The 12,304-nt window shown below is 69.0% G+C and carries 15 protein-coding genes; 2 read left to right on the top strand and 13 right to left on the bottom strand.

Annotated elements, in window-relative coordinates; all coding sequences use genetic code 11:
• Positions 1 to 71: 71 nt before the first annotated feature.
• From ACFT32_RS14890 to ACFT32_RS14860, 7 genes are all read right to left on the bottom strand, one after another.
• On the bottom strand, positions 72 to 1,385 hold the full coding sequence (locus ACFT32_RS14890; protein WP_382489074.1) for a dicarboxylate/amino acid:cation symporter: 1,314 nt from the start codon (positions 1,383 to 1,385) through the stop codon (positions 72 to 74).
• Between the two features lie 326 nt (positions 1,386 to 1,711).
• The gene (locus tag ACFT32_RS14885; RefSeq protein ID WP_382489072.1) at positions 1,712 to 2,011 is read right to left on the bottom strand and encodes a DUF4229 domain-containing protein; all 300 of its coding nucleotides are present in this window, start codon (positions 2,009 to 2,011) and stop codon (positions 1,712 to 1,714) included.
• Between the two features lie 75 nt (positions 2,012 to 2,086).
• A complete protein-coding gene (locus ACFT32_RS14880; protein ID WP_382489071.1) occupies positions 2,087 to 2,611 on the bottom strand; it encodes a GNAT family N-acetyltransferase in 525 nt (174 codons plus the stop codon).
• Between the two features lie 16 nt (positions 2,612 to 2,627).
• Positions 2,628 to 3,278 (bottom strand): UdgX family uracil-DNA binding protein, encoded by a 651-nt coding sequence (locus tag ACFT32_RS14875; protein ID WP_382489069.1) that lies wholly within the window; start codon positions 3,276 to 3,278, stop codon positions 2,628 to 2,630.
• A gap of 25 nt (positions 3,279 to 3,303) precedes the next feature.
• Positions 3,304 to 4,467: an aminofutalosine synthase MqnE gene (gene mqnE / locus ACFT32_RS14870; protein WP_382489068.1), complete on the bottom strand. Its 1,164-nt coding sequence runs from the start codon at positions 4,465 to 4,467 to the stop codon at positions 3,304 to 3,306.
• A 45-nt stretch (positions 4,468 to 4,512) separates the two neighbouring features.
• Positions 4,513 to 4,968 carry an Lrp/AsnC family transcriptional regulator gene (locus ACFT32_RS14865; RefSeq protein WP_031103084.1) on the bottom strand — a complete coding sequence of 152 codons (456 nt, stop codon included), beginning with the start codon at positions 4,966 to 4,968 and terminating at the stop codon, positions 4,513 to 4,515.
• 58 nt (positions 4,969 to 5,026) lie between these two features.
• Positions 5,027 to 5,719 carry a UbiX family flavin prenyltransferase gene (locus ACFT32_RS14860; protein WP_382489066.1) on the bottom strand — a complete coding sequence of 231 codons (693 nt, stop codon included), beginning with the start codon at positions 5,717 to 5,719 and terminating at the stop codon, positions 5,027 to 5,029.
• Between the two features lie 91 nt (positions 5,720 to 5,810).
• Here ACFT32_RS14860 and ACFT32_RS14855 point away from each other — a divergent pair, with 91 nt between their 5' ends.
• The gene (locus ACFT32_RS14855; protein WP_382489064.1) at positions 5,811 to 6,416 is read left to right on the top strand and encodes a rhomboid family intramembrane serine protease; all 606 of its coding nucleotides are present in this window, start codon (positions 5,811 to 5,813) and stop codon (positions 6,414 to 6,416) included.
• 13 nt (positions 6,417 to 6,429) lie between these two features.
• On the opposite strand, the gene ACFT32_RS14850 is transcribed toward ACFT32_RS14855, so the two are convergent.
• From ACFT32_RS14850 to ACFT32_RS14840, 3 genes are all read right to left on the bottom strand, one after another.
• The gene (locus tag ACFT32_RS14850; protein ID WP_382489063.1) at positions 6,430 to 6,735 is read right to left on the bottom strand and encodes an SH3 domain-containing protein; all 306 of its coding nucleotides are present in this window, start codon (positions 6,733 to 6,735) and stop codon (positions 6,430 to 6,432) included.
• Between the two features lie 111 nt (positions 6,736 to 6,846).
• Positions 6,847 to 7,749 carry a menaquinone biosynthesis prenyltransferase MqnP gene (gene mqnP, locus ACFT32_RS14845; RefSeq protein ID WP_382489061.1) on the bottom strand — a complete coding sequence of 301 codons (903 nt, stop codon included), beginning with the start codon at positions 7,747 to 7,749 and terminating at the stop codon, positions 6,847 to 6,849.
• Positions 7,746 to 9,197, bottom strand: coding sequence for a menaquinone biosynthesis decarboxylase (locus ACFT32_RS14840; RefSeq protein WP_189728434.1), 1,452 nt, complete (start codon positions 9,195 to 9,197; stop codon positions 7,746 to 7,748). The genes mqnP and ACFT32_RS14840 overlap by 4 nt, the downstream gene beginning before the upstream one ends.
• A 67-nt stretch (positions 9,198 to 9,264) precedes the next feature.
• Between ACFT32_RS14840 and ACFT32_RS14835 the strand changes: the two genes are divergently transcribed.
• Complete coding sequence (locus tag ACFT32_RS14835; protein WP_382489059.1) at positions 9,265 to 9,582, top strand: PLD nuclease N-terminal domain-containing protein; 318 nt, start codon at positions 9,265 to 9,267, stop codon at positions 9,580 to 9,582.
• A 15-nt stretch (positions 9,583 to 9,597) separates the two neighbouring features.
• Here ACFT32_RS14835 and ACFT32_RS14830 read toward each other — a convergent pair whose 3' ends face one another.
• The 3 genes from ACFT32_RS14830 to ACFT32_RS14820 are packed head-to-tail and all read right to left on the bottom strand — an operon-like array spanning position 9,598 to position 12,297.
• The gene (locus tag ACFT32_RS14830; protein ID WP_382489058.1) at positions 9,598 to 11,286 is read right to left on the bottom strand and encodes a LamG-like jellyroll fold domain-containing protein; all 1,689 of its coding nucleotides are present in this window, start codon (positions 11,284 to 11,286) and stop codon (positions 9,598 to 9,600) included.
• Positions 11,274 to 11,387 (bottom strand): DUF397 domain-containing protein, encoded by a 114-nt coding sequence (locus ACFT32_RS14825; RefSeq protein WP_382490668.1) that lies wholly within the window; start codon positions 11,385 to 11,387, stop codon positions 11,274 to 11,276. Before ACFT32_RS14825 ends, ACFT32_RS14830 begins: the two co-directional genes overlap by 13 nt.
• Positions 11,350 to 12,297, bottom strand: coding sequence for a Scr1 family TA system antitoxin-like transcriptional regulator (locus ACFT32_RS14820; protein ID WP_382489056.1), 948 nt, complete (start codon positions 12,295 to 12,297; stop codon positions 11,350 to 11,352). Before ACFT32_RS14820 ends, ACFT32_RS14825 begins: the two co-directional genes overlap by 38 nt.
• Between the last annotated feature and the right edge of the window lie 7 nt (positions 12,298 to 12,304).

Genomic DNA, 12,304 nt, shown 5'->3' with positions numbered 1-12,304 from the left:
CTTAGCGTACGGTCCCCCTGGCCTGCCCTCGGTCGTGAACCGAAGCGGACCGGCCAGGGGACGTCACCTCGTCACGCCGCGGCGGGCACCTTGTCGTGCTCCGCGTCCCGCGACTCGTCCCACGGGTCGTCCAGGGAGGAGCCGTCCGCCGTGGCGTAGGCCTCGCGGTCGAGCAGGTTCTCCCGGGCGGAGACCAGGACCGGGATGAGGGCCTGGCCGGCGACGTTGGTCGCGGTGCGGATCATGTCGAGGATCGGGTCGATCGCGAGGAGCAGACCGACGCCCTCCATCGGCAGGCCGAGGGTGGAGAGGGTCAGGGTCAGCATGACCGTCGCGCCGGTCAGTCCGGCCGTGGCGGCGGAGCCGACCACCGAGACGAACGCGATCAGCAGGTAGTCGCCGACACCCAGCTGGATGTCGAAGATCTGGGCGACGAAGATCGCGGCGATCGCGGGGTAGATCGCGGCGCAGCCGTCCATCTTGGTCGTCGCGCCGAACGGCACCGCGAAGGACGCGTACTCCTTCGGCACGCCGAGGCGCTCGGTGACCTTCTGCGTCAGCGGCATCGTGCCCACGGAGGAGCGGGAGACGAAGGCCAGCTGGATCGCGGGCCAGGCGCCCTTGAAGAACTGGATCGGGTTGGCCTTGGCGACGGTCGCGAGCAGCGCCGGGTAGACGCCGAACAGCACGATCAGGCAGCCGACGTAGATGTCGGCGGTGAACGTCGCGTACTTGCCGATCAGGTCCCAGCCGTAGGTGGCGATGGCGTTGCCGATGAGGCCGACCGTGCCGATCGGGGCGAGCCGGATGACCCACCACAGCGCCTTCTGGAGCAGCTCCAGGACGGACTCGCTCAGGTTGAGGATCGGCTGGGCCTTCTCGCCGAGCTGAAGGGCGGCGATACCGGCGACGGCGGCCATGAAGACGATCTGGAGGACGTTCAGCTCGGTGAACGGCGTGATGACGTCCGTCGGCACGATGCCGGTCAGGAAGTCGATCCAGGAACCGGTCTCCTCGGGCTTCGCGCCGTCCTTGGGCGTGAGGCCGGTGCCGGCGCCGGGATTGGTGAGCAGGCCGATGACGAGACCGATGCTCACCGCGATCAGCGACGTGACCATGAACCACAGGAGGGTGCGCGAGGCCAGGCGGGCCGCGTTGTTGACCTTCCGCAGGTTGGTGATCGAGACGAGGATCGCGAAGAAGACGAGCGGCGCGACGGCGAGCTTCAGCAGGCCGATGAAGGTGTCGCCGACCTTCTCCAGGGTCGTGGTCAGCCAGGACAGGTCCTGGTTGCGGGCGAGCCAGCCGAGCAGCACGCCCAGGACGAGACCGGCGAGTATCTGGGCCCAGAAGGGCACCTTGAAGGACTTCGTGTTTGAGGACACGGACTGACTCCGTTGGGGGGACGCGTAGGGGGAGCTGACGTGGGAGACGACGGGGGTTGGCGTTACGTCAGAGACGACAGTTGGCGGACGCGCACCGACAGAGATCCACGTGCAGCCGCGCGAAGAGCGCAAGCCTCCGGGGCGGAACGCTCCGGGGCTGAAGAGGCACGGCTGCTGAGTTCATAACAGCGACACCTTAACACCTGAACTTTGAGGACCCCAAAGCCTCGCTTTGACAGGCAGAAACGCGCAGGCACCCATACAAGGCAAAGCGCCCCGTTTCCGAGCATGTACGGAAACGGGGCGCTGCGCGCGTGTGAGGAACCTTACGAGGCCTGGCCCTGCGCCCGGCTCGTGTCGTCGGCCGAGTCCTCCTGGCTGCGGTTGGCCTCCATGTTGGCCTTCATACGGTCGACCCGGTGCACGATCTGCACGGAGGCGCGGTCGCGCTCCTTGCGCAGCACGATGAAGCTGATCGGCGCGGAGAGCAGCAGGGCGAGCGTCACGATCCACAGGCCGTTGCTGTCGCCGAGGCCGCGCGGGGCGAGGCCGGAGTAGACGAGGCCCCAGACGACCACGAGGCAGCCCACGAAGATCCCGAGGCGCATCAGTGTGTAGCGGAGCATCTCAATCCACTCTTCCGATTCCAAAAAGGGCCAGTGTTCAGTGAAGCACGCCCGGCGGCCGATCTTTCAGGGGGGTCAGTTCAGCGGCAGGAGCATGATCACGTCGTCCCGGTCGTCGCCCGGCGCGACCCGGATGGCGCCCGGGATCCTGCCGACCTCCTTGTAGCCGCAGGACTCGTAGAACCGCTCAAGACCGATCCCGCCCCGGCAGGTCAGCCGGATCGCCCCGATGCCGTCGAGCCCCCGGGCCGCCTCCGCGGCCGCGCCCAGCAGATCACGGCCGTACCCCTTCCCCTGGTGACGCGGATGCACCATCACCGTGTACAGCCACAGCCAGTGCGTCATCAGGTGGTGGGTGTTGAGCGTCAGGAACGCGGTCGCCGCGACCCGCCCCTCCTCGTCGTGCCCGACGAGCAGCCTGACCTTGCCCTCCGCCATCGACGCGAAGTGCTTCAGCAACGAGGGCCGGATGTCCTCCCGCACCACGGGCGGCACGAACCCGACGGCTCCCCCGGCATTGGAGACGTCGGCCCACAGGTCGAGAATGCCGTCACGCAGATCGGGCGTGACGGCGGGATCCAGGGTGAAGGTAAGAGGCACGCAGGGATTGTAGCTATTACGACAACGCCCGCGCCGCCACTTCCAGATCCGATACGAGGCCCCGGTACGCCGCCTCCCGGTCGTCCGCCCGCAGCACCGCCGACGGATGCACCGTGGGCACCAGCCGCTCCGCCCTTCCGTGGATCTCCTCCTCCAGCACGGTGCCCCGCACCTGCGTGACCCGGAACGAGGACCCGAGCAGCGCCTTCCCCGCGGTGGCCCCCAGCACGACGATCAGCTCCGGCTCCACGACCGCGAGCTCCGCGGCCAGCCAGGGCCCGCACGCGGTCGTCTCCCGAAGGTTCGGCGCCTTGTGAATACGCCGCTTCCGGGGCTCGGCCCGCGTGAACTTGAAGTGCTTGACCGCGTTGGTGACATACGCCTCGGACGGATCGATGCCGGCTTCCTCCAGTGCCCGGTCCAGGAGACGGCCGGCAGGCCCGACGAACGGCTTCCCCTGCCGGTCCTCCTGATCCCCGGGCTGCTCACCGACGAGCATCACCCGGGCGTCCTCGTCCCCGGCACCGAAGACGGTCTGCGTGGCGTCCCGGTGCAGGGGGCATCCCCGGCACTCGGCAGCGGCACGGCGCAGCGCGGTCAACCCACCGCGACCGGGAAGGAAGGGCTCAGCGGTATAGGCGTCCTCAGGCACCCGGGTGGCAACCATGCCCCCCGGGTACCCCGTCCGGCTTTCACACCCGCATGGGCTGAGGCGATTCCCTGCGCTCCGGGTCGGCACCCTCGTACTCGCGGATGATCTCGTACCGGGTGTTGCGCTCCACGGGGCGGAAACCGGCGTCGCGGATCAGATCGAGCAAGTCCTCGCGCGTCAGCTTGTTCGGCGTGCCGAAGTTGTCCGCGTCATGCGTGATCTTGTACTCGACGACCGACCCGTCCATGTCGTCGGCACCGTGCTGCAAAGCCAGCTGCGCGGTCTGCACCCCGTGCATCACCCAGAAGACCTTGACGTGCGGCACGTTGTCGAACAGCAGCCGCGACACGGCGAAGGTCTTGAGCGCCTCAGCGCCCGTCGCCATCTGCGTCCGCGCCTGAAGACGGTTCCGGACCTTCCCGTCCTTCATGTCGACGAAGTCGTGCTGGTAGCGCAGCGGGATGAAGACCTGGAAGCCACCGGTCTCGTCCTGCAGCTCACGCAGCCGCAGCACGTGGTCCACGCGGTGGCGCGGCTCCTCGATGTGGCCGTAGAGCATGGTGGCCGGGGTCTTCAGACCCTTCTCGTGGGCGAGCCGGTGGATGCGCGACCAGTCCTCCCAGTGGGTGCGGTGGTCGACGATGTGCTGCCGGACCTCCCAGTCGAAGATCTCCGCGCCGCCACCGGTCAGCGACTCCAGCCCGGCGTCGATCAGCTCGTCGAGGATCTCGGAGGCGCTCATCCCCGAGATGGTCTCGAAGTGGTGGATCTCGGTCGCCGTGAAGGCCTTCAGCGAGACGTGCGGCAGGGCCGCCTTCAGCTCCCGCAGCGAGCGCGGGTAGTACCGCCACGGCAGATTCGGGTGCAGGCCGTTGACGATGTGCAGCTCGGTGAGGTTCTCCGACTCCATCGCCTTGGCGAGCTTGACGGCCTCCTCGATGCGCATCGTGTACGCGTCCTTCTCCCCCGGCTTGCGCTGGAAGGAGCAGTACGCGCAGGAGGCCGTGCACACGTTGGTCATGTTGAGGTGACGGTTGACGTTGAAGTGCACGACGTCGCCGTTCTTGCGGGTGCGCACCTCGTGCGCGAGGCCGCCGAGCCAGGCCAGGTCGTCCGACTCGTACAGCGCGATGCCGTCCTCACGGGTCAGCCGGACGCCCGCCCTGACCTTCTCCTCCAGCTCGCGCTTGAGCCCGAGATCCATGCCCACACCTTTCTACGAAGACGTCCCAACCGTACGACCAAGCCGCTACTCCTCTTCGGGCAGCTCCCCGACCCGGTTCTCCCACTTGGTGGAGAGCACGATGGTCGTACGCGTCCGGGAGACGCCCTTGGTTCCGCTGAGCCGCCGGATCATCTTCTCCAGGCCATCCACGTCCGCCGCCCGCACCTTGAGCATGTACGAGTCGTCGCCCGCGATGAACCAGCAGTCCTCGATCTCCGAGAGGTCCTTCAGCCGCTGTGCCACGTCCTCGTGGTCGGTGGCGTCGGAGAGCGAGATACCGACGAGCGCGGTGACGCCGAGGCCGAGCGAGGCGGCGTCGACGGTGGCCCGGTAGCCGGTGATGACACCGGCCGCCTCCAGCCGGTTGATGCGGTCGGTGACACTGGGTCCCGACAGTCCGACGAGGCGTCCCAGCTCCGCGTAGGAGGCCCGGCCGTTCTCCCTCAGGGCCTGGATGAGCTGCCTGTCCACCGCGTCCATTGCGATCGAAGCCTTCCGCTGAAGTTGTCTGTGGTCCGATGAGGTTTCGGGGTCGTGCTCACTGGGAGTCGGCGCGGTGCGACCCGCCGCCGAGCTCACCTTGCCAACGGCGGTAGAGCCGGTGCGGCACGCCCGCCGCGTCGAGTACGCGTCCGGCGACGAAGTCCACCAGGTCCTGGATGTGCGTCGCGCCCGCGTAGAAGGCGGGTGAGGCCGGTACGACGTTCGCGCCCGCGTCGTCGAGGGTGACCAGGTGCCGCAGGGTCTGGCCGTTCAGCGGGGTCTCGCGTACGGCCACGACGAGGGGGCGGCCCTCCTTCAGGGTCACGCTCGCCGCCCGCTGCAGCAGGTCCTTCGACAGCCCGAGCGCGACACCGGCCACGCTCGCCGTCGAGGCGGGCACGATCAGCATGCCCTTGGTGGGGTACGACCCCGAGGAGGGCCCGGCGGCCAGGTCGCCGGCGCTCCAGTGCCGTACGGCGTCGAGGTCGACGGAGAAGGTGTCCGGCTTGCCGTCGGCGCCACGGGACAGCCATTCCCGCAGGTCGTCACGCCAGTGGGCGTCCCGGAAGGAGATCCCGGTCTCGTCCAGCAGGGTGAGCCGGGAGGCCCGGGAGACCACGAGATCGACGCTCTCGCCGGCCGCGAGGAGGGCCCGCAGCACGGCAGCGGCATACGGGGTGCCGGAGGCCCCGGACACCCCTACGATCCAAGGCGTACGTGGCGTCTCGCCTGGCTTGACTGGGTTCACAACACCGAGCCTATCGGGCGTCACAGGGTGGGAACCGGTGCAGGGGTGCGGGCCGTTGCATGAAGGAGATGAGCGAGCACTGGGGGTCGCCATGTCCAGTCTGGAAGCCGGGCGGTCTCGCGGCGACCGCGCGATGGCCGCGGGCAAGCTGATGCTGGCCTGGGTGGCGCTGTTGTGGCTGCTGGAAGTGGTGGACGTGGCGACCGGCCACGCGCTGGACGGCTTCGGGGTCACCCCACGCGAGCCGTCCGAACTGATCGATGTCGTCCCGTCGGCGTTCATCCACTTCGGCTTCGCCCATCTGGTGGCGAACACCGTGCCGCTGCTGGTCCTGGGCTTCCTGGCCGCGCTCAGCGGGCTGCGCCGTTTCCTCCTGGTGGCGGCGCTGATCATCCTCGTCGACGGCCTGGGCGTCTGGCTGATATCCCCGCCGCACACCAACACCGCGGGAGCCTCCGGCCTGATCTTCGGCCTCTTCGGCTTCCTGCTGGTCACCGGCTTCCTCGAACGCCGCCCGCTGGGCATTCTGACCGGCATCCTGATCGCCGCGATCTGGGGCGGCTCCATCCTGACCGGCCTCGCCCCGACCCAGTCGGGCGTCAGCTGGCAGGGCCACCTGCTGGGCCTGCTGGCCGGTGTGGCGGCGGCGTTCGCGTTCCGCCGCCACCCGGATTCGAGCCGAGCACTGACGCCCTAGCGGGCGGTCGGTACTACTTCATGCAGGCGGCGACGATGTAGCCCTTGACGCCCTTGTACGTGACCGGGTACCAGATCTTCTCCGTAACACCGCAAGCGGTGTACTTCCCGCCGAGCACGTAGCTGACGTCGTCGTACGAGACGGTCGTGCCCTTGGGGATGACGCCCCGGGCCGTGGAGTTGCTGGTCGCCTTCGCCCTCAGCGTGACCGAGTCCAGCATCTTGGCCTTCGCCGGAGCCGCCGTGGCCGCCGGAGCCACGCCGGCGACGACACCGCCCACCAGCGCGGCAACGGTCACGACGCGTGCAAGCTTCTTCACTTATGTCCCCGTTTTCTAACTGAATGCTTCAACTGCCGCGCAGACGATAGCAATTGACGATCATGAGGCACCGCCGAGATCCCGCGCACACACGGACTCGGCACAAGCCCTCTACACCGTCAGCCCACGCGCCAGCAGGTCGAGCAGCGCGCACACGAACAGGGCGATGCCGATGAAGCCGTTGACGCTGAAGAAGGCGCGGTTCACGCGGGAGAGGTCGTGGGGGCGGACGATCGAGTGTTCGTAGAGGAACGCTCCCGCGACGATCAGCAGCCCCAGCCAGAAGAAGGCCCCCGCGTCGGTGGTCAGGGCGTACCAGACGAACAGGGCCGTCGTGAGGGCGTGGCAGACCCGCGCTCCCCGGACCGCCGCCGGGATCCCGAAGCGGGCCGGAACGGACATGACGCCGATCTCGCGGTCCGTCTCGACGTCCTGGCAGGCGTAGATCAGGTCGAAGCCGCCGATCCAGATGCCGACGGCGAGGCCGAGGATCACCGCGTCCCAGGACCAGGTGCCCGTGATGGCGAGCCAGCCGCCGACCGGGCCCATCGCCTGGGCGAGACCGAGGATGGCCTGCGGGAAGTTCGTGAACCGCTTGCCGTAGGGATAGACCACCATCGGGATCACCGCGATGGGGGCCAGGGCCAGGCAGAGCGGGTTGAGCAGGGCCGCCGCGCCGAGGAAGACGACGAGGGCGACGAGCGCGCCCGTCCACGCGTGCTTCACCGACATCGCGCCCGTCACCAGCTCACGCTGCGCCGTACGCGGATTACGGGCGTCGATCTCCCGGTCGATGATCCGGTTGACCGCCATGGCGAAGGTACGCAGCCCCACCATGCAGACGGTGACCAGCAGCAGCCGCCCCCAGTGGATGTTCCGGTCCAGCTGGAACATCGCCGAAAGCGCGGCGATATAGGCGAAGGGCAGCGCGAAGACCGAGTGCTCGATCATCACCAGACGCAGGAACGCCTTCGTGCGTCCCGGCTGGGGGATCGCGGCGGATGCGGAGCTCACAGCCCGTACTCCTTCCACCGACGGTCCACCTTCGCCGCCGTCTCCGGGTCGGACTCCACCATGTCGGGCCAGCCGCCGTCGCGCGTGTAGCCCTCCTCGGGCCACTTCTTCGTCGCGTCGATGCCCGCCTTGCCTCCCCAGAACTGCTGGTAGGAGGCGTGGTCGAGATGGTCGACGGGGCCCTCGACGATCGACAGGTCACGGGCGTAGTCCGTGTTGCCGAGGGCCCGCCAGGCGACCTCGTGCAGATCGTGGACGTCGCAGTCGGAGTCGACGACCACGATCAGCTTGGTCAGCGACATCATGTGCGCGCCCCAGACGGCGTGCATGACCTTCTGCGCGTGCTTCGGGTACTTCTTGTCGATCGAGACGATCGCGCAGTTGTGGAAGCCGCCCGCCTCCGGCAGGTGGTAGTCCACGATGTCCGGGATGATGATCTTCAGGAGCGGAAGGAAGAAGCGTTCCGTCGCCCGGCCCAGCGGCCCGTCCTCCGTCGGAGGGCGACCCACCACGATCGACTGGAGCAGCGGCCGCTTCCGCATCGTCACACAGTCGATCTTCAGCGCGGGGAAGGGCTCCTGCGGCGTGTAGAAGCCGGTGTGGTCGCCGAAGGGGCCTTCGGGCAGCATCTCGCCCGGCTCCAGCCAGCCCTCGATGACGACCTCCGCCTGCGCCGGCACCTGGAGCGGCACGGTCTTGCAGTCGACCATCTCGATCCGCTTGCCGGCGAGGAACCCGGCGAACAGGTACTCGTCGATGTCCCCCGGCAGCGGGGCGGTCGACGCGTACGTCACGGCCGGCGGACAGCCGAAGGCGATCGCGACGGGCAGCCGCTCACCCCTCCTCGCCGCGACCTGGTAGTGGTTGCGGCTGTCCTTGTGGATCTGCCAGTGCATGCCGATCGTGCGCTTGTCGTGGCGCTGCAGGCGGTACAGCCCGAGATTGCGGACGCCGCTCTCCGGGTCCTTGGTGTGGGTGAGCCCCAGATTGAAGAAGGAGCCGCCGTCCTTCGGCCAGGTGAACAGGGCGGGGAGCTGGTCCAGGTCGACGTCGTCACCGGTGAGGACGACTTCGTGCACCGGTCCGTCCTTCACCTTCTTCGGCGGGACGTGGGTCATCGAGCCGAGCTTTCCGAAGGCCTCGCGCACGCCGACGAACCCGTGCGGCAGCTCGGGCTTCAGCAGCCCGCCGATCCGCTCGGAGATCTCGCCGTACGACTTCAGTTCCAGGGCCTTCAGCAGCCGCCGGTCCGTGCCGAACACGTTCATCGCGAGCGGCATGCCCGAACCGCGCACGTTCTCGAAGAGCAGCGCGGGGCCGCCGGCCTTCTGCACCCGGTCGACGATCTCCCCGATCTCCAGATACGGGTCCACCTCGGCCTTGATGCGCTTGAGGTCGCCCTCGCGCTCCAGCGCCCTGAGCAGGGAGCGAAGATCGTCGTAAGCCATGCGGTCCAGTATCCCCGAGCGGCTACCCTGGCCCTGAACCGCCCACCCGCTTTCGCTGAGAGGCCGCATGCTCCGGGTACTCATGTTCCTCGTGCCGCTGGCGCTGAGCGTGTACGCGTTCATCGACTGCATCAGCACCAAGGACGACGACATCCGTCACATGCCCAAGCCGCTTTGGGCACTCCTCGTGCTGGTCTTCCCGCTCGTCGGTTCGATCTCCTGGCTCATCGCCGGCAAGAAGCGCCGCCCGGCCGCCGAGGGCTGGTCCGGCGTCCGGGGCAACCGCTCCCGGCAGTGGGTCGCGCCCGACGACAACCCCGACTTCCTCAAGTCCCTCGACGAGGACCCGAAGAAGGACGACGACCCGAAGCGCGACGAGCCCTGACCGTCGCCGTGCCGCCTACACCAGCGCCTTGATCCGGGCACTGGTGAGGGCCCGGTCGAAGACGCGTACGTCCCTGATCGCGCCGGGGAAGAAGTCGCTGGGCCGTCCCTCGTACGTGGCACGGCCGATCATCAGCCCGCCGGGTGCGGGCAGCGGCCGGATGTCACGGGTCTCCGCCTGCTGCACGCCGTCGACGTAGAGCCGCAGCTTGCGTCCGGCCCCGTCGCAGACGCCCACCAGGTGGGTCCAGGTGTTCACGGCGGGCACGGAGTACCCCACGGCGCGCTGTCCGGGCCGGGCGAAGGCCCAGCGCTGCTCATCGCTGGAGTACTGGAGGTAGAAGCCGCTGGCGTCACCGGCCTCCTGGCTGACGACGGTGGCGAAGGTGCCCGGCTCGGTGGCGAGACGCACCCAGGCCGCGACCGTGAAGCTGCGTCCGGCCCCGGTCCTCAGTACCGGCACCTCGGTGATGATCTGGCTCCCGTTCCCGTCGAACTCGGCGGCCCCCTCGCCGCCCGCCCGCCACCTGACCCCGCTCGCGGTGCCGTCGTTGTCACCGGCGGTGTCCCGGGCGAGCGCCCCGGAGGCCTCGTCGAGCGGCCAGACGCCGACCGGCTGCGCGGGCCCGGGGGCGGACTCGGGCGGGCCGGCGGACTCGGGCCGGTTGAACCACAGCCCGGCACCGACGCCGAGCGCGGCGACGGCCCCGGCACCGGACAGCAGGAACGCACGTCGGCTGCGGCCTGCGGGCGCCGGGGTGGGTTCGACCTGAGTGGCCGGACGTGCCGGCCGGGGCGGGTCCGCCTCACGTGTGCGCCTGGCCGGGCCCGGTACGTGGGTGTGGCCGGCGGCGGTGTCGGGCCCCGGCGGGATGCGCGGCAGCGCCATCGTGCTCTCGGCGTCGGCCGGGCCGATCCGGGCGAGGATGTCGCGCGGCGTGGGACGGTCGGCGGGGTCCTTCGCCAGGCACGCGGCGATCAGGGCCCGCAGCGCCGGATCCCCGACGGCGGTGACATCGGGCTCGTTGTGCACGACCCGGTAGAGCAGGGCGGGCGTGGGCCCGGCGCCGAACGGGTTGCCGCCGGTCGCCGCGAAGGCCAGCACCGCGCCCAGGCAGAAGATGTCGGTGGCGGGCGTGATCTCGTCGCCGCTGACCTGCTCCGGCGCCATGAACCCGGGCGAGCCCGCCATGTGCCCGGTCCCGGTGATCGAGTCGCCCTCGACACTGCGCACGATCCCGAAGTCGATGACGCGCGGCCCGTCCTGAGCGAGCAGCACGTTGGACGGCTTGAGGTCCCGGTGGACCAAATTCACCGAGTGGATCGACACGAGCGCCTCGGCGAGCCCCGCGGCGAGACGCCGTACGGCGTCCGTACCGAAGGGGCCCTGCTCCACGACCGCCTGCTCCAACGACGGCCCCGCGATGTAACTGGTGACCAGCCAGGGCAGCGGCGCGTCCGGATCGGCATCGATGACCGGAGCGGTGAAGGCACCGCTGACCAACCGGGCCGCCTCCACCTCCCGGCGGAACCGGGACCGGAACTCGGGCCGGCGCACCAGCTCGACATGCACGACCTTGACGGCGACGTCCCGCCCACCCGGCGAACGCCCCAGATAGACCCGGCCCATTCCTCCGGCGCCCAGCCGCCCCAGCAGCTGGTAGTCGCCTATGGAGCGCGGGTCTTCCGGCCTCAGCGAAGACACGAAGTGAACGCCGCCCAGGCTTCGCGGGACAACAACAGCACGGCTCTGTCAGGGGCTTTGCTGTCACGGATGGGGACGACTTCGGGGAAATCGGGGGCTATTTCTATGCAGTCCCCGCCGTTTGTGCCGCTGTAGCTGCTCTTGATCCAGGATGCCGCGCTGAATTCGTGACTGCTCATCGTGCTCGTACCCCTTCATCAAGTCGCTGATCAGAGCGGCTGATTCGCGGGCGGACAGCGAGTCGGCCCTGAGCACATCATAGGTGCGGCGGTGTCGTGCCAAGAGGGCGGGATTGTCGTTGAAATGGCCTTGGTCCAACGACTCCGAGTACACCCACTGTTGCCCGTCCGGCAGCGTGATCAGCGACATGGACGTGTTCGGGCGGTCGATGGCGGGGTCGTCGGCCGGGACTACCTGGATGCGGATATTGGGACGCTGCCCCACGTCCAGCAGGTGTGCGAACTGGTCCCGCATGATCGCCGCGCTTCCCACCCTGGTACGCAGGCAGCTCTCATCGAGCACGGCTACGAACGAGGGGCCGTCCGGGGCGAGGAAGCGCCGCTGTCGACTCATGCGCGCCCTGACGCGTTCCTCGACTTCGTCCTGGTCCACGATGTGGCGGCCGAACAGCGCCCACGCGTAGTCCTGCGTCTGCAACAGACCCGGCACCACGTTGGCCTGGTAGGCCAGCAACGAAGTGGCCTCGGCGTCCATACGTACGCGCCTCTCGAACCAATCAGGATGCTCCACCTGCGGATACCAGTCGATCCGGCCCCACAACCGCAGCAACACCCCACCCGTGCCCAGCAGTTCATCGCAGGACTTGGCGAAACCGTCCGTGGGAACCCTCGTCCCCGCCTCCACCCGCGCCACGTGCGAGCGGTCGCACGGGATGCGCCCCGCCAAGCCCTCCTGCGTGAGCAACGCCGCCTCGCGGAAATGCTTGAGCACCTCCCCGAACACGGCCGCCGTGCTCACCCCCGACCCCGCGCTGCCGTTGCGTCGACTCACGGCTCCC

Origin of the sequence: Streptomyces sp. NPDC057002 (assembly GCF_042673825.1) — a bacterium.
Classification (GTDB): Bacteria; Actinomycetota; Actinomycetes; order Streptomycetales; family Streptomycetaceae; genus Streptomyces.
The sequence above is the reverse complement of the archived record's forward strand: the minus strand, read 5'-3'. Positions and strand labels throughout refer to the sequence as shown.

Bases quoted from the DNA above. Each gene is read 5' to 3' on its own strand.
- ACFT32_RS14885 (WP_382489072.1), bottom strand. From the start codon at position 2,011: ATGCTCCGCTACACACTGATGCGCCTCGGGATCTTCGTGGGCTGCCTC.
- ACFT32_RS14875 (WP_382489069.1), bottom strand. From the start codon at position 3,278: ATGGTTGCCACCCGGGTGCCTGAGGACGCCTATACCGCTGAGCCCTTC.
- mqnE (WP_382489068.1), bottom strand. From the start codon at position 4,467: ATGGATCTCGGGCTCAAGCGCGAGCTGGAGGAGAAGGTCAGGGCGGGC.
- ACFT32_RS14865 (WP_031103084.1), bottom strand. From the start codon at position 4,968: ATGGACGCGGTGGACAGGCAGCTCATCCAGGCCCTGAGGGAGAACGGC.
- ACFT32_RS14855 (WP_382489064.1), top strand. From the start codon at position 5,811: ATGTCCAGTCTGGAAGCCGGGCGGTCTCGCGGCGACCGCGCGATGGCC.
- ACFT32_RS14840 (WP_189728434.1), bottom strand. From the start codon at position 9,197: ATGGCTTACGACGATCTTCGCTCCCTGCTCAGGGCGCTGGAGCGCGAG.
- ACFT32_RS14835 (WP_382489059.1), top strand. From the start codon at position 9,265: ATGCTCCGGGTACTCATGTTCCTCGTGCCGCTGGCGCTGAGCGTGTAC.